The organism is Pseudomonas sp. PB105 (assembly GCF_009764655.1).
Taxonomy (GTDB): Bacteria; Pseudomonadota; Gammaproteobacteria; order Pseudomonadales; family Pseudomonadaceae; genus Aquipseudomonas; species Aquipseudomonas cyclaminis.
Genome location: NZ_RWIO01000061.1, coordinates 18,178 through 39,223 on the forward strand (window position 1 = coordinate 18,178; position 21,046 = coordinate 39,223).

At 61.3% G+C, this 21,046-nt stretch carries 13 protein-coding genes; 7 read left to right on the top strand and 6 right to left on the bottom strand.

The window, feature by feature from the left end; all coding sequences use genetic code 11:
* Positions 1 to 415: 415 nt before the first annotated feature.
* The 4 genes from EJD88_RS27385 (at position 416) to EJD88_RS15900 (ending at position 3,751) form a co-directional block, all read left to right on the top strand.
* On the top strand, positions 416 to 1,168 hold the full coding sequence (locus EJD88_RS27385; protein ID WP_305982273.1) for a hypothetical protein: 753 nt from the start codon (positions 416 to 418) through the stop codon (positions 1,166 to 1,168).
* A 36-nt stretch (positions 1,169 to 1,204) separates the two neighbouring features.
* Positions 1,205 to 2,440, top strand: a complete 1,236-nt coding sequence (locus tag EJD88_RS15890; RefSeq protein ID WP_158878429.1) for a hypothetical protein — start codon at positions 1,205 to 1,207, stop codon at positions 2,438 to 2,440.
* A 61-nt stretch (positions 2,441 to 2,501) separates the two neighbouring features.
* Entirely contained in the window at positions 2,502 to 3,263 is a 762-nt protein-coding gene (locus EJD88_RS15895) for a pilus assembly protein (protein WP_099583523.1), read from the top strand.
* Positions 3,264 to 3,268: 5 nt separating this feature from the next.
* Positions 3,269 to 3,751 carry a CS1 type fimbrial major subunit gene (locus EJD88_RS15900; RefSeq protein WP_158878430.1) on the top strand — a complete coding sequence of 161 codons (483 nt, stop codon included), beginning with the start codon at positions 3,269 to 3,271 and terminating at the stop codon, positions 3,749 to 3,751.
* A 66-nt stretch (positions 3,752 to 3,817) separates the two neighbouring features.
* Here the strand turns inward: EJD88_RS15900 and EJD88_RS15905 are convergent, their stop codons facing one another.
* Positions 3,818 to 6,913 carry a transglycosylase domain-containing protein gene (locus tag EJD88_RS15905; protein ID WP_158878431.1) on the bottom strand — a complete coding sequence of 1,032 codons (3,096 nt, stop codon included), beginning with the start codon at positions 6,911 to 6,913 and terminating at the stop codon, positions 3,818 to 3,820.
* A gap of 184 nt (positions 6,914 to 7,097) precedes the next feature.
* Between EJD88_RS15905 and EJD88_RS15910 the strand changes: the two genes are divergently transcribed.
* Together EJD88_RS15910 and EJD88_RS15915 are read left to right on the top strand one after the other, a co-directional pair.
* Positions 7,098 to 11,720 (top strand): hypothetical protein, encoded by a 4,623-nt coding sequence (locus EJD88_RS15910; RefSeq protein ID WP_158878432.1) that lies wholly within the window; start codon positions 7,098 to 7,100, stop codon positions 11,718 to 11,720.
* Positions 11,721 to 11,988: 268 nt separating this feature from the next.
* Positions 11,989 to 13,401, top strand: a complete 1,413-nt coding sequence (locus EJD88_RS15915) for an amino acid permease (protein WP_158878433.1) — start codon at positions 11,989 to 11,991, stop codon at positions 13,399 to 13,401.
* A gap of 47 nt (positions 13,402 to 13,448) precedes the next feature.
* Here the strand turns inward: EJD88_RS15915 and EJD88_RS15920 are convergent, their stop codons facing one another.
* Together EJD88_RS15920 and EJD88_RS15925 are read right to left on the bottom strand one after the other, a co-directional pair.
* Positions 13,449 to 14,573 (bottom strand): OpgC family protein, encoded by a 1,125-nt coding sequence (locus EJD88_RS15920; RefSeq protein WP_158878434.1) that lies wholly within the window; start codon positions 14,571 to 14,573, stop codon positions 13,449 to 13,451.
* A 228-nt stretch (positions 14,574 to 14,801) separates the two neighbouring features.
* Positions 14,802 to 16,421: an FMN-binding glutamate synthase family protein gene (locus EJD88_RS15925; RefSeq protein WP_158878435.1), complete on the bottom strand. Its 1,620-nt coding sequence runs from the start codon at positions 16,419 to 16,421 to the stop codon at positions 14,802 to 14,804.
* A 190-nt stretch (positions 16,422 to 16,611) separates the two neighbouring features.
* Here EJD88_RS15925 and EJD88_RS15930 point away from each other — a divergent pair, with 190 nt between their 5' ends.
* On the top strand, positions 16,612 to 16,884 hold the full coding sequence (locus EJD88_RS15930; RefSeq protein WP_099583517.1) for a type B 50S ribosomal protein L31: 273 nt from the start codon (positions 16,612 to 16,614) through the stop codon (positions 16,882 to 16,884).
* Positions 16,885 to 16,904: 20 nt separating this feature from the next.
* Here the strand turns inward: EJD88_RS15930 and EJD88_RS15935 are convergent, their stop codons facing one another.
* The 3 genes from EJD88_RS15935 to EJD88_RS15945 are packed head-to-tail and all read right to left on the bottom strand — an operon-like array spanning position 16,905 to position 21,006.
* Positions 16,905 to 18,275 carry an ATP-binding protein gene (locus EJD88_RS15935; protein ID WP_099583516.1) on the bottom strand — a complete coding sequence of 457 codons (1,371 nt, stop codon included), beginning with the start codon at positions 18,273 to 18,275 and terminating at the stop codon, positions 16,905 to 16,907.
* The gene (locus EJD88_RS15940; protein ID WP_158878436.1) at positions 18,272 to 20,086 is read right to left on the bottom strand and encodes a DAHL domain-containing protein; all 1,815 of its coding nucleotides are present in this window, start codon (positions 20,084 to 20,086) and stop codon (positions 18,272 to 18,274) included. Before EJD88_RS15940 ends, EJD88_RS15935 begins: the two co-directional genes overlap by 4 nt.
* Positions 20,083 to 21,006: a cytochrome-c peroxidase gene (locus tag EJD88_RS15945; RefSeq protein ID WP_158878488.1), complete on the bottom strand. Its 924-nt coding sequence runs from the start codon at positions 21,004 to 21,006 to the stop codon at positions 20,083 to 20,085. The genes EJD88_RS15940 and EJD88_RS15945 overlap by 4 nt, the downstream gene beginning before the upstream one ends.
* Positions 21,007 to 21,046 lie beyond the last annotated feature (40 nt).

Here is a 21,046-nt window from a genome sequence, read left to right on the forward strand (position 1 = left end):
GTCGGCGCAGGCTGCGGTTCAGGAGGTTCGGGCGACGTTTGTCCCGGATCCGTCTAACCCGATGGTCAACCGCTTTGAGAATAAAACGCCCCAAGCGGGTGTCTGCGTCTCCTTCATGCCTGCACGTTGCAAGGCATTGGGTATTTTCAGCCTGAGGCTTCCAGAACTTTCGTTCGTTACGAAACAGGCGATTGAAGCTAATCATGAAAACCCGCGGCAGGGGTTCATGCTCACCCTACCTTCAGATTGGCGGGATGTGGAGGTGCGCCACAGCACAGGTGAGACGGAAGTCGTCCAGATACGCATTGCCGGTATCGGTGGCAGTTGGAACCTTTCTTATCCACCCGGGGTGAGTGCCTGGGCACGGCCTGGGGCTAGCTGGCAATCGATGTGGCAATCGGCACCTGCCCCCTGCATGAGTACCAATTTCCTGGCGGCGGGTGCTTCTTTTGCCCAGTTTTTCTGGTTGATGCCCGAGGGGGGCGGGGCTTGTGCAAGAACGCCGTCGCTGACGATTCCTTACTTCCGTTGGAGTGGCATTGACTATGTATATGAACTGCGTACCCCCAACCCGTTGAGCATGCGCGCCGGTGAGTACCGTGGCTCGCTGTCTTACTCCATTGGGCGGGGGATGGACTTTGATATGGGGGATGCGCTGATCCCGAGTATCGACACGGTAGCCCTCAACTTTGTCCTGAGCGTGGAACACGCCCTCAAAGTCGACATCCCGCCCGGCGGCAACCGCATCGAACTGATCCCCGAAGGCGGTTGGCAAGCCTGGCTCAATCGCGGCCGCAGACCGGCCCGGTTGTACCGCGACCAAACCTTCAAGATTGCCGCCAGTTCGCGTTTCAAGATGCAGTTGGAGTGCTCGATTGTTATGGGCAACACCTGTGGCTTGCGCAACGGCACCGGCGATGAAGTGCCGGTGCAGGTGGCCGTGACCCTGCCCGGCGGCATCGATGGCCAGGGCGACCAGGCGGTGCGCAGACGCCCGCTGCGCCTGGATGGCAGCGGTACCGAACTGTTCCAGCCGCTGTTCTACGTCAACGACCGGCCCGGCACCCTGCACTTTGAAGTGTTGCGTGACGATATGGGCGAAATGCTCAATCGGCCGGGCAGTACCTACTCAGGTGTGGTGACCGTGATTTGGGATTCGCAGGTCTAGAGCGGCCACGATCAATCAATGACGAGACAACTCACGATGAAACGCAGCAACACAGGGATCAAGCAATTGGGGGTCATCGGCGCAGCGCTGTTGTTCAGCACATCAGCGGTCGGTATCACCCGGGAAATCACGGCGGTATTCAGGCCGGATCCAGCTAACCCGATGCAGAACAAATTCGAAAACACCACGCCTCTGAGCACGGTCTGCGCAAACCATATGCCCTCCCGCTGCAAGCAATTGAATATTTTCAGTCTCAGGGCGCCTGAGTTCCGGGCGAGAACGATTGCGCCGGTTTTGGCCAATCATGAGGATGAGCGGCAAGGGTTTATGGTGAAGGTGCCATCCGACTGGCGGGACTTACAGGTCACACATGTCATGACCGGTGAGACCGAAACAGTCCAGATGCGTATGGCCGGTATCGGTACGCCATGGGACGTTCCACGTCCTCCAGGAGTCAACGCCTGGGCGCCGCCGGGTCAGGCATGGCAGCCAGTATGGACGAACGCTCCGAGCCCATGTGTAAGTACCGGCTTCCTGGTGGCCAGCACTAATGCTGCTGCCTATTTTTGGCTGGTGCCCGAAGGTGCGGGAGCGTGCAGCCGAAAAACTGCGCAGGATCTTTCTTATATAAACCTTGCACAGATGGAGTACGCCTACGAAATCAAGACCCCTAACCCATTGGGTATGTCTTCGGGGCTGTACCGAGGAAGCCTCACCTATTCGATGGGCCCCCGCGCGGACTTTGATTTTGGCGATGTGGTCATTCCCGTGCAGAACGCTATTACGTTCAACTTTGCCTTGAGTGTCGAGCACTCCCTCAGGGTCGACATCCCGCCCGGCGGCAATCGCATCGAACTGATCCCCGAAGGTGGTTGGCAAGCCTGGCTCAATCGCGGCCGCACACCGGCACGGTTGTACCGCGATCAAACCTTCAGGATCGCCGCCAGTTCGCGTTTCAAGATGCAGTTGGAGTGCTCGATTGTCATGGGCAACACCTGCGGCTTGCGCAACGGCACTGGTGATGAAGTGCCGGTGCAGGTGGCCGTGACCCTGCCCGGCGGCATCGACGGCCAGGGCGACCAGGCGGTGCGCAGGCGCCCGCTGCGCCTGGATGGCAGCGGTACCGAACTGTTCCAGCCGCTGTTCTACGTCAACGACCGGCCCGGCACCCTGCACTTTGAAGTGTTGCGTGACGATATGGGCGAAATGCTCAAGCAGCCGGGCAGTACCTACTCAGGTGTAGCGACCGTGATGTGGGATTCACAAATTTAGGTCGGCCCCGCAACAACGGCGGGCCAGGCCCGCCGCATTCAATCAATGAGGTGAAGTAAACATGAAGCGTGCAGTGTTATGGATCGGGTTGTGCCTGTTGTCGCTCACGGCCCATGCCGGGCCGCAGATCAATGTCGGGGTGGTGTACGACTACCTGGAGGGTGAGCGCAGCTCATACCTCAAGCGTGTGTTCAACGGCGGCACCAGCACCGCGTTCGTCAAGGTCAATGTGCTGGAGATTGTCTACAGCGAGGACGGCACCTCTAAAGAAGTACCGGTTGGTTCGCAGGTGGACGATAAAGGCGTGACCACCAACCGCGATGGCCTGATGGCCAGCCCGGCGCGCTTGATCGTGCCGGTGAACGGGCGCCAGGGCACACGGCTGTTGTACATGGGCGCGCGGGACAAGGAGCGCTATTTCCGCCTGCGCTTTATCCCCGTGGTGCCGGAAAAAGACGACAACTTCGGGATCAGCTCTGAGGAACAGGCCGAATACAAGGATGACCTGGCTGCCGGGATCAACGTGATGACCGGCTACGGCACGGTGTTTTTCGTGCGCCCCAAGGACACCCGCTTCGATACCCAGATCAATGAAACCCCGGATGAGTACCGACTGCGCAACGCCGGTAACAGTGTGGTGGTGCTGGACGAGTTTCATGACTGTTCGGCGAGCAATGCCACCGACTGCGTGCCGACTACCAAGCACCACATCCTGCCGGGACGCCAGCTGAAATTCGAGAAAAAACCGGGCCGGCGCTACAACTTTGTATTGGTTGAAGGGCAGGGCAAAAAACCGCTGAAGTTCGAAAAACGTAACGGGTGATCATGATGTTCAAGCAACTGACAAGACTTGCTGTGCTGGCCGCCTTGACGGTGGTTGGCACACATGCCGGAGCGATTCAGGAGCGCCATTCCTTTGATGTGTCGGTGACGATCCCGGTCCACGAGGCTTATGTACTGCCATCGGAGCCCGACTGGATGGGCCAGGACCAATTACTCGCCTGGAACCTGGTGACCGCTGAACTCAGTCGCCTGCGCAAGAACTTCGACGTGAAAAATATCAACGGCGGCGTTGCAGCCCGCTTGGGGGCTGAGCCTTACCTGTTCAATGGGCGCAACCGCATCGACATGCAAGTGCTGTTCAACCGGGTGCCCTTGACCCTGGACGCCACTGAAGTGGTCAATGCCGATGACGCCCGCGTAGGGCGCCGTGCCGAATTGGACATCGCCGCGATCAAGCCCGAAGGCGGCTACCGGGGCGGGGATTATTACGGCACGGTGCATCTGGTGTTCGATTTCCTGGCGCCGTAATTAAACAACGCTTAAAGGCTGACACAGAACCCTGTGGTGAGCGGGCTTGCTCGGCTACTGTGACGTTTATTGTGTCGTGGATACTTGGCACAAGGTCTGCCCACCGGGTTGCAGATAAGGTGTCAGCCAGGGGGCCATGCCCTTGAGGACCTGTACGGGCAGTGCGGAGGTGAAGGTGAACTGTTGCGCCGAACTGCCCGGCACAAACGCGGTCAGCGTGCCGAAGTGCTGCTCGCCGATGTAGAACACGAAGGTGGCGGTGCGGTTGATCGATTTGGAACTGAGCAGGCGCCCGCCGGCACCGATGGCTTCTATGCGGTTGTCACCGGTGCCGGTCTTGCCGCCCATGACCAGCGGCGTGCCGTCCGCCAGTTTGAAACTGCCGGCCACGCGTTTGGCGGTGCCGTCGTCCACCACTTGGGACAAGGCCGAGCGCAAGGCGCTGGCGACTTCACTGGGCATCACCCGTTTGCCCTTGTCGGGGTTGTTCACCAGGCGGGTGTCATAAGGCGTGCCAGCGGCGAAATGCAGGCTGTCGATACGCACGGTCGGTTGGCGCACGCCATCGTTGAGGATGATTCCCACCAATTCCGCCAGGGCTGCGGGCCTGTCGCCCGAACTGCCAATGGCGGTGGCCAGGGACGGTACCAAGTGGTCGAAGGGATAGCCGACGGCTTGCCAGCGTTGATGAATGTCGAGGAAGGCTTCGATCTCCAGCATGGTGCGGATGCGGCTGTCCCGGGCGCTTTTGTGGCGGCTTTTGAACAGCCAACCGTAGACTTCCTGACGCTCGTGTTCACTGGCAGCGACGGCCTGGGTGAAGGTGGCGTCGGGGTGGTTGAGCAGGTACCCGAGCAGCCACAGGTCCAATGGATGGACCTTGGCGATATAGCCTTGGTCCGGCAGGTCGTAGGCGCCGGGGCCGTAATCCTTGTAGAGCTTGGCCAGGCGTTCGTCGGTGAGTTTTTTCGGGGCTTTGGTGGGCAGATGCGCGCGCACGAATCGGTTGAAACTGTCCTGGTTGGCCTGGGGCAGCAGATAACGGTGCACCGCCGCCAGGCGCATGGCGGTGGGGTGCATGCTGTCGAGGAAGGTGTCGAGCCGGGCCTGGGTGTCTTTGTTGCGGTAGCGCTTCCAGAACCGCAGCAGGAAGGTGGTGCCCTCGCGGTCGGCGAACTGGGCCAGGTATTCCTGGCGACGCGGGTCGTTGTCATCCTTGAGCAGCTCGGCGCTGTTGTTGGGGCCTTGATAGGTGCTGTAGCGCACCAGGTCACGCATCAGGCGAATGAACGGCAGGTTGATCGACTCACGCAGGGCCTCACGCAAGGTGGGGTTGCGCCCGTTGTCTTCGTTGCGAAAGTTATTGAAGTGGTGCAGGCCGCCGCCGGTAAAAAAGCGCTCGCCGGGGCTGGCCGAATACTGCCGGTTGAGCGCCGCATCGAGCATCTTCGGCAGGCTGCGGTCGCTGTTTTGCGCCAGGTAATCCACGGCCCAGCGCGACAGGCGATCCTGCTCGTCGACGCTGACGGTTTTCAGTGCGGCGGGGGTCTGGTCGGCATAACGGTCGTGCAGCTCGCTGATGATTTGCAGGTAGGTGGTCAGCACCCGCAGCTTGGCGGTGGAGCCCAGTTCCAGCTTGCTGCCTTCGTTGATGTCGAAGGGTTGGTCGGTGTTGTCAGTTTGTACCCGTACCCGTGCGCCGTCGGCGGTCATCTCATAGAGGGTGAAGCTGTAGCGCACTTGCGCGGTGCTGGCGGGCGTCAGCAGGCGCGGGCCGAGCAGGCCGATTTGGCCGGCGAAGGCGGGATCTGCCAGGTGCTTGAGGTAGGCCGTGGCCTGGTTTTGCAGATCGTCCTGCAAGGTCGTGGTGGCGGTCAGGTCAAGGCGGTCCAGGTCGTACAGCGGGCGGTTGAGCAGGGCGGCCAGGCGACTGCGGGCGACGCTGATGCCTTTGTTGGTTTCAATCGGTTGCAGCGTCGGCTGTTGCTGCCAGTCGCGATAACTCACCCGGCTGGCCAGGGCGGCGTCCGCCAAGGCCGGTTCGATGACGTTGTTCTGCGTCAGCAGGCGGATATGGCTGTCGGTCAGGGTTTCCAGTTCGGCGTGGCCTTTGGACAGGTAATGGGAAGGCCGACGCTGGGCGATCATCAACGACAACACCTCGCGCAGCGCCACACCTTTTTGCGCGAGGTGTTGCGCGGAGTTGTCGGCGAGCAGCGCGTTGGTGCGGTTGAAGTCGGCGCCGTACCACACCCGCAGGCCTTCGGCCATGCCATGTACTTCGCCGTGGCCGGGCACGGCGGACAACGGCACGCTGTTGAGGTAGTCGCGCACAATGTTCTGGCGTGCCTGCAAGGTCTGCGGGCCGTTCTGATACGCGCGCACGCTGGCGGAAAACATCTGGCGCAGTTTCTCGCCGCCGGACAACGTCAGGCCGTCGGGCGAGTGGCGGTATTTTTCCAACTGGGTGGCCAGGGTGCTGCCGCCCGCCGTCTGCCCCGGCAAATGCAGCAGCTTGGCCACTTGTGACCAGGCTGCCTTGGCGAAACGCGGCCAGTCCACCGCCGGGTTGGCTTCAGGTTGCGCCGGGTCGAGCAGGTCGCGGTTTTCGATGAACAGCAGGCTGTTGACCACCACCGGCGGGATCGCGGCGAAGTCCTGATACGACTGGTGTGGATAGGTGAAGCGGTACAGCGGCTCGGCTCGGCAGTCGCTGATCGACAGGCCCGCCTGGATTTTCTCGGCATAGGGCACGAACAGGCCCCGCTCGGTGTACGCCATCAACGGCGCTGAGAACCGCGCCTGACGATCAATCAGGTAATTGCGCTTGAGCAGGCGCGGCAGGAATTCATCCAGGTCGCTGTAGCCCAGGCGTTTGTCGAAGGGGCCTTCACCGGGATAGACCATGGCATCGCTGGGGCCGGGCTCCAGCGTGTAGCCGAGCGTCGCGGCCAGGTGACTCAGTTGCTGCGCCTGCCAATGCGACGTGCGCATTTCGCGCTGGGCGGCGTAACCCGCAGCGATCAGCGCGATTACCAGCAGCAGCCACACCATTCGCCACCGATACAACGGCTTGCGGGGGCGTCGTGGCAATGGCTGTTCATCCAGGCTGTCGGCGGGAGCCGCAGCCTTGGTCGAATCGGTTTGCCATAAAGCGCCCATAGTCGATTGATCCATCCCGGCAGATTGATCGGACTTGATTGAAGCTTAGACGCTGATTGGCGCAGCCGAGAAAATTGTCGGCGTGGGCGGCGCTATCCGGCTACCACAGTCGGGGCGACGGTCTTCCTTAACGTACAGGGTTTATCGGACCCGACTCCGGGGCCGTCATCAGGAAGCCCACCCCATGCCGGAAACACCTTCATTACGTCGCGGCCACATCAAGCAAGTCGTCAGTCTGTTTTCTGACGCCCCAACACTGCGGGAGGTGGCGATCGAGCAGGTACAGGCCACGCTGGATCGACGGTTTGGCAGCTGCAACTTTCTCGCCGAGCGGGTCGCCATCGGCACCCCAACCCAAGCCGACCAGCACCGCTACAGCCGCCTTGCGGACGAGGTCGTGCTGCGCCTCACCAGCGCACGGCCAGTGTGGTATGTCGAGGGTTACGATCAAGTCTTCCTGCACCAGCGCGAAGTCTATGTGAAGGGTGGCCCGCCATTGGCGGACATTGAAAACCTCGTCAACCAACTCGGGCCGAACCTGTTGGACGCCTGGCTTGCACGACTGCAGGGCTGGTGGCGTGAGACGCTGCCGGTGAACATGACGCGATGGGGCTATCTGTCCGACGATTGCCTGGCGTTGCTGTATGACAGCTCGCCACCACCGGGCATGGATGCGCAGCAATTCGCCAAGGTTTTTCCAGCCACGGAATTACGTGCCACTCGTCCTGATCGGCAATGGAGCCTTCACGGCGCTTCGTTGCAGGTCTGGACCGTACACGTCCGGCCCAAGGGCACGCTGCAGACTCCGCAAATGCTGCCGCTGTTGATCCTCGACCATCGGTTGTTCGGCGCCGAGTTGCGTACGTTGTTGCTGTTCAGCCTGGCGACGGGCGTTCAGCCGCTTACGCGCCTGGAGGACATCGAGGCGTTGATCCCCGACTACCTGAACGAGCGTCTGGCCGGTCAGGCGCTCGAATGGTTTGTTCAGGAGCCTTGGGGCGATCCGTTCGACGCCCTGGCCGCCAGCTATGCCGAACGCCAGCGGGCGGATGTGTTGGCCATCGACTGCACCGTGCCGCGTACGCCCAGCGAATTCCAGCAGATGCTCGACTATGTGACGGACCCTATGCGTTGGTTCGAATCAGTGCTGACGCCGTTTCAGCAACGGCTGCAGGACCAACTGCCGCTGTGGCTGATCCATGCGTCGACGGCAGACAGCCTGGCCTACGCCCGCGCGCTTGAGGTTCTGGTCGTGGCGCAGGCTTCGGCGGGCGGGCGGACTTTTCTTGACGGCATCGCGCCGATTCGGACCTTCGCCGCGCGAGCCCTGACGCAGTGCCTGCACAAGGAGCGCAGGGCCAATGGGGTCGAGCCGGATGACATCAAACTGACCTACCGGATTGTGACCGCAGCCATGACGCCGGGCGGCATTGCCAGCGGTGACGTGCGTCACGTGACCCTGAGCCTTACGGACCTGGCCCTGGAAAATCTCGGTGGTTTCCCTCATTTGCCATCAGCGATCACCCTCAAGGGCAATCCCGCGCCTGCCTGGCTGACGGCGACGTTGCTGAAGGGCTGCGTGACCGAAGTGGATGTCGGCCAGGCGTACCCGCAGTTGCTCAAGGACACATTGATAGACGATGGCGCCGAACGGTTGCGCCGCGAAGCGTTGTTTATCCAGCAAGTGCGCGCCCAATTGCCGCTGCTGGCGGTGCAGATGAAGATCAACGCCGAGAACGGCATGACCGAGGCCGGGTATCGCCTGGTGCAGGCCGCCGTGACGCAGCAACCTGAGGCGGCGTTATGGCCGTTGGCATTCAGCGCCACGCCCACGTCCACCCCGGACACGGTGGTGAATATGTATGTGATTGGCGCCCGGCGTTCCGAGTTGGGGCCGCACGTGCTCTACCAACCGTTGTTCAGCCCCTGCCTGCGAGAGTTTGCATCCGCCCAAGCCTTGTTCGAGGCGATCAAGGCACCGGGACCCTTGCAGGACCTGGTGCTGGCCTGGCTGCCTGCGACGCGCCGGGCGGTGTATGCCAATGGCGGTTTTCAGGAGCCGCATGTGCGGCACTTTCTGGCCGGCGATGAGTTCAGCACCCCCGAGCGCCCGGCGCCGGCTCAACTGAGCAAATCCCTGGAGAGCGGTGACCCGTTGCCTCAGGTGTTCGCCGCCACGGTTCAGGCGCTGGTCAGCCTGGCGCAACGCCAGTCGGTGTCCAACGCCGAGCAGCGTTGGATGACGTTGAAAGAAGGTGGGTGGTTGCTGTTCAACAGCGTTTTGCCCTTTGTCAGGGGGCCGGTGGCGCTGGCGGGGTGGATGGTTCAGGTGATGGACAGTGTCTATCAGGACGTGCACGCCATCAGCAGCGATGACGCGGCAGCCCAGGCCCAAGGGGTCATGGACCTGTTGACCAACCTGGTGCTGATTCTGGCGCATCGGGCGTCGCCCCACGAATGGCCATCGACGCTGGCGTTGCAACATCCGGCCTTCGAGCCGACACCGCCAAGAGCTGCGCCGACGACCGTGGTCCGCGGCCCGCTCGACGTGCCCTTGCGCTCGCCCAGTGGCTGGAGCAATGCACGCGACACCCTCACGCCGCCCCTGCAAGCCCGGCTCGAACGGCTGAGCCTGAGGGCACTGCCCTTGTCTGAGCGATTGCCGGGGGCGCAGGTCGGCGGGCGGCTCGATGGGGTGTTGTTCAACGCCGCCGCACAACCGCCGCAGTGGCAGGTGCCGGTGCGCGGCCATGTGTACCGGGTCAAGGTCACTGATAACAGTGTGCGGGTGATCAGTGCCGATGGTCGCGAGCTGGGGCCATGGCTCAGGTTGTTGGACACTCGCGTCTGGGACGTGGATTTGCGCCTGCGCCTGCTGGGAGGGCAGGCTGACAAGCCGGTGGCTGTGCCGGACACGGCGTCGCGCTACGAGCAACTGGAACGGGAGTACCGTCAATACACTCAGCGTCGGGAAGCGGCGAATCGTGCAATGACCGTGGCTCGTCAGCTGAAATCCAGTGCCGACCCGCGCATCACCGAACAGCAGCGCGCCACGGCCGCCGACCGATATGCTCAAGAGCTGCGAAACAAGCTGGACGCTTCATTGCTGGAGTTGCAGAGCCTCAAAGACTTGCGCGCCCTCAAGCCACGCCCGGGCTATGAAGGTGAATTGTCGACGTCGCTTGAGGGGTTGATTCGTAACCTGTGGCAGTTGCAGTCGCTGGCCCGTGATACGACCGCCGCTATCAATGCCAGGATCTTGTCGCTGCTGGACCAGGTGCAGTTCGAGACAGCGGAGGAGGCCCTGTCGGATATCAATCAACAGGCTCACCGCACCTTGGGCGAGTGTATGCGACAGGTGGCGGACAGCAATGAAAATGCCATCGACTTGCGCGTCCGAGAACTCGATTTCCTGCAGGAATTGAAGCGCGTACCCAAGTACGGGGAGAACAAGGCCCGCGCGTTGCTGTTGGACCAGCCGACAGGCCCGACGGTACTGGAGTTGCAGTCATTGCAGGTGACGACCCTGTGGGCGGTGGCGCTCAAAGCCGAAGGGCCGAGGCTGGCCGATGATTTCTTCCAAAGCCTGGATGACACGGTTCATCGCGCACGCTGGGCCAGCAGTTCCCTGGCGCAACTGGACGAGCTGGCGCCCCAGAGCCCGCAGTTGCGTATCGAGTTGTTGGAGAGCTTCAGCCGCGTCTACGCGCTGACCGATGACCGCATCGAATTCTGGCGAGCGATGGAGCCAGACAAATTCCACCTGGGCTACCTGGATAAATTGCAACGCTTGTTCACTCAACTGCACGCGCAAACCGAGCGTCAACTGGCCGCCGCCCTGACCACCGCGAACCCTGAGCCGGTCGCTGCCTCGGCCCCTGCTGCCGCCCCTCGTGCGGTACGCAAAAGCATCATCCGCACCCGCAACCAGGACATGTATGTCGCCCGCCTCACGCTGGCGACGGACGAACAGCCGGTCGAGCTGGCCGAGGTGATGGATAACCAGGACACCGTGATCGCTTCGTTTACCCACGCCGCCGATGGGGTGTGGGAGCCCGTCACCAAGCCTGCTCCCAAAGGCGCTGCCCCGCTGCCCAACCTCAACCGTTTGATTGAACAGGGCAAGGCGTTGCAGGGGGCAGTGGAGCAGGCAATTGCCGAAGTGCTGAAAATGGCGCGCAACGCCAACGAGCCCCAGTCGCTGCAGGACATTCTGGAGCAGCGCGCCGACACGTTGCGCCAGTGTGCCGACGCCATCCACCAACGCCTGCAGCACACCGAGCCGGCCCCCCTGGCGGCTACCCAACAGGCTCGGGCCAGAACCGTGGCCGACGAGTTGCGAGCTGGGGCCAGTCGTTTGTCGGAGCAGGGTTTGCAGGCTCGCCTGAATGCCATCAAGGCGCGTGCGCCCACTCAGTCGGGCCTGGAAGTGCTGGTCAGCCACCGTGAGGCGCGCATTTTGCGCCAAGACGGGCGGATCGCCCTGGCCGCCAACGCCAATGATTGGTTGCAGACCTATGTGGTGATGGATGTGCACACGCGGCAGGCCTTGTGCTACGGGCACTTTCACTATGAGCGTCAGACCGGGCCGGACGATCATTTCACCGCTGCGCACCTCAAGACACCGGCGCAGCATCGCATGGGCAAACAGACCCAGGCACAGGCCCAGGCTCAGGCTTTTGCCCGCATCCAGGCCGGGCAAGGCGGGCGGGCGGTGCAGACACTGGAGATTCATCGCGGCGAGATCAACCTGAGAATGGCGCGCAAGTTGTTTTTCGACGCGCCGTTGTGGACGCAGGAGTGGTAGGCGCAGGCGTGTATTTGCGTGAAATGGCGCACCATTGCTGTGCGATACTCCAACTGTGCAATCGGATTTACACGGGAACTCCCGCTGAATATTGCCATTTATAGAGTGAAAATCACTGGGTTGAGCTTTTTATACTGCACTCCCTGATCTGGCCCGGCCAGACCGGTTTACCCAAGAAGTGAACCGGGAACCGTACCTCGTGACAGACCCGTCGCGAGGTATCGGAGTCGCAGGCTCATATCCAATAACAAGACGAGGTTGTATCCCTATGCCAGTCGGCAATCACCTGCCCCAGGGCGAGACCGCTTCGGGCGGCCCGCTCAAACGCGAACTGGGCGAGCGGCATATTCGCCTGATGGCGCTCGGCGCCTGTATCGGTGTCGGCCTGTTCCTCGGTTCGGCCAAGGCCATCGAAATGGCCGGCCCGGCCATCATGCTCTCCTACATCATCGGTGGCCTGGCCATCCTGGTGATCATGCGCGCCCTCGGCGAGATGGCCGTGCACAATCCGGTGGCCGGCTCCTTCAGTCGCTATGCACAGGATTACCTCGGCCCGTTGGCGGGTTTTCTGACCGGCTGGAATTACTGGTTCCTGTGGTTGGTGACCTGCGTGGCGGAGATCACCGCCGTGGCGGTGTACATGGGCGTGTGGTTCCCCGATACGCCGCGCTGGATCTGGGCCCTGGCGGCCCTGATCAGCATGGGCACCATCAACCTGATCGCGGTCAAGGCCTTCGGTGAGTTCGAATTCTGGTTCGCGTTGATCAAGATCGTCACCATCATTGCGATGGTGATCGGCGGCGTGGGCATCATCGCGTTCGGTTTTGGCAACGATGGCGTGGCGTTGGGGATTTCCAACCTGTGGGCCCACGGCGGCTTCATGCCCAATGGTGTGCAGGGTGTGCTGATGTCTCTGCAAATGGTGATGTTCGCCTACCTGGGTGTGGAGATGATCGGCCTCACCGCCGGTGAAGCGAAGAACCCGCAGAAGACCATTCCCAATGCCATCGGCTCGGTGTTCTGGCGCATTCTGTTGTTCTACGTCGGCGCGCTGTTTGTGATTCTGTCGATCTACCCATGGAACGAAATCGGCACCCAGGGCAGCCCGTTTGTGATGACCTTTGAGCGCCTGGGCATCAAGACCGCTGCCGGCATCATCAACTTCGTGGTGATCACAGCGGCGCTGTCGTCGTGCAACGGCGGCATCTTCAGCACCGGGCGCATGCTCTACAGCCTGGCGCAGAACGGCCAGGCCCCGGCCGCGTTCGGCACCACCTCCAGCAACGGCGTTCCGCGCAAGGCGCTGCTGTTGTCCATCGGCGCGTTGTTGCTGGGCGTGTTGCTCAACTACCTGGTGCCGGAAAAAGTCTTCGTCTGGGTGACCTCCATTGCCACCTTTGGCGCGATCTGGACCTGGGTGATGATCCTGCTGGCCCAGCTCAAGTTCCGTAAGAGCCTGAGCCCGGCCGAACAGAAAAACCTCAAGTACCGCATGTGGCTGTACCCCGCCAGTTCGTACCTGGCACTGGCCTTTCTGATATTGGTGGTGGGCTTGATGGCGTACTTCCCGGACACGCGCATTGCACTGTATGTGGGGCCGGTGTTCCTGGTGCTGCTGACGGTGTTGTTCTATGTGTTCAAGTTGCAGCCGACGAACGCTGCGGTGCGTTCAGCGGCCTGATAGCCAGACGGACAACAAAAAGCCCCTTGATCGGGGCTTTTTGTTTTTCAGGCCTGGGCCATTTTTGTAGATTGGTTCAGGCGTTTGTTGAACTCCAGCCAGGCTCCCAGCAAGGCCATCAAGGCAGTGCCTGCCAGAGCGGTCAAAATCTGCATGGCGAACGCATCACCGGCCATGGCGTTGACCATGTCCGCCAACGGTGCCAGCAACACGCCGAGGCAGAACACTTCCAGGGAGTAACGGCCCATGCGGCAGGTTTGTTGTGCCAGCCAGTTTTGCGTCCAGCCGCGGCCCGGCAGCAGTTTGGCGGTGACGTAGGCCAGGGCCAGGAAGTGCAGCAACCGCACCGGCGACAGGTCGGTCTTGCTGATGGGGTACAGCAAGTCACTGAGGGCCGATGGCATCCACGCGTCATGGATCTCGGGCCAGCGCCACGACAGGGTGATCACGCCAGCGGCCAGCACATAGGCGGCTGCGGCGAGGAATAACGGCTGTCGGGATAAGGCCGGGTTTTGCAGCGGGCGTGGCCGGCTGGCATGAATCGCCGCTGCGCCGCCGAGCACGAACAGCAACTGCCAGGTGACCGGGTTGAAGTACCACACGCCGTCGGCAATCGCCCGCAGGTTCCAGCCCATCCACGGCGCCAGCAGGTACACCGTCATCGACGCGCCCACCACCAGCCAGGTCTGGCGCAGCAACAACGGCAGCACCAGCGACAGGCCGGCCAGCAGCACGATATACAACGGCAACGGGTCCATCAGGTTGGGCTTGAAGCGCAGCAGCAATTCATCGGTCAGCGCCTGCTGCGGGTGGGTGACGAAGTGCGTCAGGCCCATCTCTTCGACGAGGTCGCGGGTTTCCACATGGCTGTTGGCGAAGAACACGATGCCCATCAGCATCGCCAGCAAAAAGATATGCACCACGTACAACACCCAGGTCCGGCGCAGGATCTTCAGGCCAGCCATCCAGTAACCCTCGCGCTGCAGGACCTTGCCGTAGGCCAGCACCGAAGCATAGCCGGCCAGGAATACGAACACTTCGGCGGCATCGCTGAAACCGATGTTGCGCAAGGTGATTTGACCGAGGGGGTTGTGGGGGACGTGATCCCAGAAAATGAAGATCAACGCCAGGCCCCGAAAAAAATCGATGCGCGGGTCGCGTCCGTTCAGCATGGCAGCGGGCTCTTGAACAAGTAGGTTTATTAAGGACAGGCAGGCGGCGGTGATGTCGTACGCCGTGCGTCGGGCGGGCGCAGGTTGGCGGTATTTGTAAGCAATTGCAAAGGTTGGGTATTACTGAATGTCTCAATTGCGCGCACGACCTTAACGGCATGTGAATCTCCTTGTTTCAACGATGCCGTCGATGGTCCGGTTCAGCAGAGGGGGGTTAGAACGCGTCCATCAGGCGACTGCTGACTCATGCGGCTCAAAACTGTCCGCCCGCGCCATCTGCCACATACGTGAATAAAACTCGCCGTTCACCTCGCCCGTCAGCAACTCCCCTGGCTTGAGGAACACATGCAGTTGCGAGAACAGCTTGATCTCGGTCGCTGACATGCGTCGCACCAAATGCTTGGCTGACAGCTGCGACGGATGATCCAGGCCCGCCGCCGCGAGCATTTCTGCCAACGCCTTGAGGGTGTTGCGGTGGAAGTTGAACACGCGCTGGGCTTTGTCCGGTACCACCAGGGCGCGTTGGCGCAATGGGTCCTGGGTGGCGACGCCGGTCGGGCATTTGTTGGTGTGGCAGCTTTGCGACTGGATGCAGCCGATGGCGAACATAAAGCCGCGCGCCGAGTTGGCCCAGTCGGCGCCGATGGCCAGGACGCTGGCGATGTCGAAGGCGCTGACGATCTTGCCGCTGGCGCCGAGCTTGATCTTGTCGCGCAGGTTCAAGCCCACCAAGGTGTTGTGCACAAACAACAGGCCTTCACGCAGCGGCACGCCGATATGGTCGGTGAACTCCACGGGCGCGGCGCCGGTACCGCCTTCCTTGCCGTCGACCACGATAAAGTCGGGCAGGATGCCGGTCTCCAACATGGCCTTTGCGATGCCCATGAATTCCCACGGATGGCCCAGGCAGAACTTGAAACCTACCGGCTTACCGCCAGACAGTTCGCGCAGTTGGGCGATGAACTGCATCAGTTCGATGGGCGTGGAAAACGCGCTGTGGCGCGACGGTGAGACGCAGTCTTCGCCCATCAGGATGCCACGGGTTTCGGCGATTTCCTTGGTCACTTTATGCTTGGGCAGGATCCCGCCATGGCCAGGTTTGGCACCCTGGCTCATCTTGATTTCGATCATGCGCACCTGCGGGTTCTGCGCCTGCACAGCGAAACGTTCCGGGTCGAAACGGCCATCGCTGGTGCGACAGCCAAAGTAGCCGCTGCCCAGTTCCCAGGTCAGGTCGCCGCCGTTTTCACGGTGATAGGGGCTGATGCTGCCTTCGCCGGTGTCGTGGGCAAAGTTGCCCAGCTTGGCGCCATGGTTGAGCGCCCGAATGGCGTTGGCGCTCAGGGAGCCAAAACTCATCGCCGAGATATTGAACACCGACGCCGAGTACGGCTGTGTGCATTGCGGGCCGCCGACCATCACACGAAACGTGCTGGGATCGCTCAGCGGCGCCGGGCGCATGGAGTGGCCGATGAATTCGAAGCCCGACTGGTACACGTCGATGAGGGTGCCGAAGGGTTTGTCGGCGGTTTCGTTCTTGGCGCGGGAGTAGACCAGCGAGCGTTGCGAGCGGGAGAAGGGCAGGGCGTCGCTATCGGATTCGAGCAGGTACTGGCGGATTTCCGGGCGAATGGCTTCCACCAAATAACGGATATTGCCCAGGATCGGGTAGTTGCGGCGCACCGCGTGGGGGCTTTGCAGCAGGTCGAAAATGCCGATCAGGCTCAGCACGCCGGTGACCAGGGTGATGGGCCACAGCCATTCATGTTCGATAAAGGGGAGGCTGGCGAGGGTAAAAATGACGCACACAGCAAAAAAGGCGTAGCGGCTTAGCAAGGACAGGCTCATACGGTTTCCTTGGTTCGGACTCTGAGGTCGATGGGGCATTCTGCGCCAGTCCGGAAACCACAAACAACCTGGGGGTTTATTCTTCATATGCCGCCCCGGTCGTTTCTTATTGCAATCGGTTCTCGTTTGGAGGCTTATTTGGTGTTACTGTATAACAATCAAGTCGCAACCAAACGCCCCCGGAGGCCCCATGAAAGCTGGTATCCATCCCGACTACCGCACAGTGCTGTTCCACGACACCGCTGCCGACGTGTTCTTCCTGATCGGCTCCACCGCCGACAGCGATCGCACCCATCAACACAGCGACGGCAACACCTACCCGTACATCCCGCTGGACGTATCCAGCGCGTCGCATCCGATCTACACCGGCCAGCAGCGCAAGACCCAGGTCGAAGGCCGGATTGCCGGGTTCAACAAGCGCTTTGCGGCGTTTGGGTCGAGTCCGAAAAAAGCCGAGGCGTGAGCATGATGCGGCGGCGTGCCCTACGCCGCCGTCTGCCGAATCGGCAGCACCACGCGAAACCGCGTGCCTTTGCCCAGCTCACTGCTCACGGAGATATCGCCACGGTGTTTTTTGACGATGCCGTAGGAGAGTGACAACCCCAGCCCCGTCCCTTCGCCCACTGGTTTGGTGGTGAAGAATGGATCAAAGATTTTCTGCATGGCCTGCGGGTCAATCCCGCAGCCGTTGTCCGCCACTTCCAGCCACACGTTCTCGCCTTCCACGCCGTTGCTGATGGTAATGGTGCCGCGCTCCGGCCCCATGGCTTGCGCGGCGTTGATCACCAGGTTCATGACCACTTGGTTGAGTTGCGAGGCCAGGCATTCGATTTCCGGCAATGGCGTATAGCGTTTGATCACGTCGGCCTTGTACTTGAGCTCGCTGGCGACGATGTTCAGCGTGGAGTCGATGCCCTGCTGCAGGTTTGCAAATTGCCAGGTCTGGTCATTGTCGACCCGCGAGAAGTTTTTCAGGTCCTTGACGATTTGCACCACGCGCCCGATGCCTTCCTTGGACTCCCTGATCAACAGGGGAATGTCGTCCTTGAGAAAATCCAGTTCCAGTTCGGTGCGCAGGGCTTTGAGTTGCTCGCCCTGCGCGAGGCTGTCCTCGGCCAGCCGGTAAGCTTCCAGCATCTGTTGCAGCTGGTTGAAGTAGCCATCGAGCGTGCTGAGGTTGGACGAGATAAACCCCACCGGGTTATTGATCTCATGGGCCACGCCCGCGGCCAACTGCCCCAGGGATGCGAGCTTTTCCGACTGTACCAGTTGGCTTTCCAGTTGCTTGCGCTCGTCGATTTCCACTTGCAGCGCCAGGGTGCGCTGTTCCACCAACTGCTCCAGGTGGGCGGTTTGCAGTGAGGCGCGGCGAGCCATGTCCCATTTGTTGGCCAGGGTATTGGCCATCTGCTGGACTTCGATGTTGTCGAACGGTTTTTTCAGGATCAGCAAACGATCGTAGCCCTGCAGGCGATGCAGCAGGTCATCCCAGGAATAATCCGAATACGCGGTGCACACCACCACCTGCAGGCCAGGGTCGACTTTCCACAACTCTTCGATGGTCTTGGCCCCGTCCCAGCCTTGGGGCATGCGCATGTCCACAAACGCCAGGGCATAGGGCCGCGTTTCTGCCATGGCCGTGGCGAGCAACTGCAGGCCTTCCTCTCCGCCATAGGCCGAGTGCAGCTCAAAGGGTTGTACCGTGGGTTTGCTGGTGTCGCCGAACAGTGCCGACTCCATATCATCCAGCGCCTGGTTCGATTCGCCGGTGGGCATCAGGATCTTGCGGAAATCGTCGTGGATCGACGGGGTATCGTCGATCAGCAAAATGCGCCGGTTAGGTGGTTGGTTCATGGCGGGCTTCCGGCAAGGGTCAGAGGAATCGTCAAGGTGAACACTGCGCCCAGCCCCGGCCCGTCGCTGCGGGCGCTGAGCTGGCCGTGCATTTCCACGGCGGCCAGTGCGCAACTGTGCAGGCCGAAGCCGTGGCCCTCCTTGCGGGTGGTGAAACCGTGGGTGAAGATCCGGGTCATGTTCTCGGCGGGGATGCCTTCGCCTTCGTCCTTCACGCTGATCTGCAAGGTGGCGTCGTCCAATTGTTGCACCGCCAGGGTCATCTGCCGTGGCCGGTCGGTGAGGTTGGACATGGCGTACTTGGCGTTGCTGATCAGGTTGACCATGATCAGCAGCAACCGGTGTTTGTCGGCCATGATTTCCGGCACTTGCGCATATTCCTTGACCACTGTGACGTGGTGGCGGCTCAGCGCGCCGGCGTTCATGCGCAGGGCGTCTTCCATCAAGGCGCTGATATGCACCGGCTCCATCAGCGTGGATGCTCCGGCATAGGATTGCTGGGTAGAGACGATGTCCTTGATGTGGTCAACGCTTTTGCTCAGTTGCGCCAGTTCATCGGCCATGCCTTGCTGTTCGATGGCAATGGCCTCCACCAGTTGGTTGAGGTAGCCCGGCAGCAGCTTGCCCTTTTCATCCTGGGTCAGGAAGGTGCCCAGGTCAGCCGTGTGTTCGTTGATCAACTGCATGGCCTTGCCCAATCCCAATGCCTTGCTGCTGCGCAGTTTGCGGGTGACCAGGTCGGCGGAGATATTCACGCTGTTGAGCACATTGCCGACGTTGTGCAGCACGTTGGTGGCGATCTCCGCCATGCCGGCCTGGCGGGCGCTGTCCAGCAGTTCGCTCTGGGCATCCTTGAGCTGCTGGGTGCGCCGTTCCACCCGTTGCTCCAGGGTTTCATTGGCTGCTTGCAAGGCGCGGTTGACCCGGTTGATCTCGGCGAAACTGCGCAGCAGGCGCACCGTCAGATAGAGCAGCAATACCACCAACAACGTCGAGAAGATCAGCAGGTAGAGGTGGTATTGATGGTCGATCAGGTCGGCGGCTTGCTGGTCCTGATTGAGGTGGTTGTTCAGCTCGTCCAGGCGGTCGGCCACGGGGACTGCGGCAATGCGTTCGAGCAGGCCGTTGACCACCGGCTGTTCGCGCAGGATCAACGAGATGTGGTTGCTGAGGATCTCAACCGGGGCCTGGAACTCAATCGGCAGGCGATCTTTGTTGATCGCCAGCTTGCCCAGGCCCACCAGGATATCGGCGGCGCGCTCGTCGCTGGTGACCTGGGCGAATTCAAGGCTGCTGAGCAGAAGATCGTAGGTGTCGGTGGCCACATCTTGCAGTTGCAGGCGGCCCGCATCGTCAATGCGATTGAACTGCGCCTGGATGTCATCTTCGGCGGTCGGCAAAAAAGCCAGTGAGTTGCGCAGCACGGCATTGTGGGATTTGAACTGGTCGACCAACCGGGCTTTTTCCTGGATGGCTGCCTCATACGCCTCTGTGCTGGCCTTCCAGCGGGGCAGGTCTTCTGGGCCGTGGTAAAACGCGTCACTGCCCAGTTTGGCCCACAGTTGTGTCATGTCCGCGAGCGGCGTAACCAGCGGGTCGTAGTTGTGGGTGAGCGCGATCCGCGCCTTGAGCACTTCGCTGTCCCATTGGGCATTGAGCTGCTTGAGCTGGCGGATCAAGTCTCGTGATTGGGTATAGGTGGCCGTTTGGTCGCGGGAGGACTTGAGGTACAGAAATACCAGTGTCGAGGCCAGCAGCAGGGCGATCAGGCCGAGCAAGAGTTGGCTGGTGCGGCGGCGGGTAAGGGTCATAGAGGCTTGCCCGCCCATTCGCCGGTCAAGGTCTTGAGAAACTGGATGATCAGGTCTTTATCTTTCTGGGACGGGTTGCGCCCCAGCTGGTAGTTGAACATCACATCCACCGCCTCGGCCAGGGTCTTGGCCGAGGCGTCGTGAAAGTACGGCGCGGTGACGGCCACATTGCGCAGGCTGGGCACCTTGAACACATGGCGGTCTTCTTCGTCCTTGGTCAGCAGGTAGCGCCCCAGGTCTGATTCGACCGGGTTGCCCCGCGCCTTGAAGTAGTCACCCATCACCCCGAATTTCTGGAACATATTGCCGCCGATATTCACGCCCTGATGGCAGGCGATGCAGCCGTAATCCTTGAAACGCTGATAGCCGTATTTTTCATTCATCGTAAGGATGTCGGTGTTGCCCAGCAGGTATTGGTCGAAGCGCGAATTGGGGGTGAGCAGCGTGCGTTCATAGGTGGCCAGGGCGTTTTGCACATTGGCTGCGGTGACGCCGTCGGGGTAGGCCTGTTTGAAGGCGTTCTGGTAGGCGGGCAGGGCGGTTAGATTCTGCACCACGGTTTTCCAGTCGCTGCCCATTTCCGCCGGGCTGATGACCACTTGCTCGACCTGGGCTTCCAGCGTGTCCACCCGGCCATTCCAGAACTGCTTGAAATTCAGGCTGGCGTTGAATACGGAGGGGGTATTGATCTCCACCGGTTTGCCGTCGAAGCCGATGGAGAAAGGCTTGTTGTCAGCGCCCCCGGCTTCCAGCTGATGGCAACTGGCGCAGGAGAGTGTGTTATTCACCGACAGGCGTGGCTCATTGAACAACTGGCGACCCAGTTCGACTTTGGCTGCGTCCAGCGCAGGCACTGGCGGCAAAGGCTTGAGCGCCTCTTCCAGAGGGGCGGCCGGCAGTGGCATGCTGAGTCCCACCATGACGGCCAGACCCAAACCATAGGTTGAGACTTCATTCAAG

Coding starts and splice junctions, on each gene's coding strand:
- EJD88_RS27385 (WP_305982273.1), top strand. CDS start 416: ATGAGTACCAATTTCCTGGCGGCGGGTGCTTCTTTTGCCCAGTTTTTC.
- EJD88_RS15890 (WP_158878429.1), top strand. CDS start 1,205: ATGAAACGCAGCAACACAGGGATCAAGCAATTGGGGGTCATCGGCGCA.
- EJD88_RS15895 (WP_099583523.1), top strand. CDS start 2,502: ATGAAGCGTGCAGTGTTATGGATCGGGTTGTGCCTGTTGTCGCTCACG.
- EJD88_RS15900 (WP_158878430.1), top strand. CDS start 3,269: ATGTTCAAGCAACTGACAAGACTTGCTGTGCTGGCCGCCTTGACGGTG.
- EJD88_RS15905 (WP_158878431.1), bottom strand. CDS start 6,913: ATGGGCGCTTTATGGCAAACCGATTCGACCAAGGCTGCGGCTCCCGCC.
- EJD88_RS15910 (WP_158878432.1), top strand. CDS start 7,098: ATGCCGGAAACACCTTCATTACGTCGCGGCCACATCAAGCAAGTCGTC.
- EJD88_RS15915 (WP_158878433.1), top strand. CDS start 11,989: ATGCCAGTCGGCAATCACCTGCCCCAGGGCGAGACCGCTTCGGGCGGC.
- EJD88_RS15920 (WP_158878434.1), bottom strand. CDS start 14,573: ATGCTGAACGGACGCGACCCGCGCATCGATTTTTTTCGGGGCCTGGCG.
- EJD88_RS15925 (WP_158878435.1), bottom strand. CDS start 16,421: ATGAGCCTGTCCTTGCTAAGCCGCTACGCCTTTTTTGCTGTGTGCGTC.
- EJD88_RS15930 (WP_099583517.1), top strand. CDS start 16,612: ATGAAAGCTGGTATCCATCCCGACTACCGCACAGTGCTGTTCCACGAC.
- EJD88_RS15935 (WP_099583516.1), bottom strand. CDS start 18,275: ATGAACCAACCACCTAACCGGCGCATTTTGCTGATCGACGATACCCCG.
- EJD88_RS15940 (WP_158878436.1), bottom strand. CDS start 20,086: ATGACCCTTACCCGCCGCCGCACCAGCCAACTCTTGCTCGGCCTGATC.
- EJD88_RS15945 (WP_158878488.1), bottom strand. CDS start 21,006: ATGGTGGGACTCAGCATGCCACTGCCGGCCGCCCCTCTGGAAGAGGCG.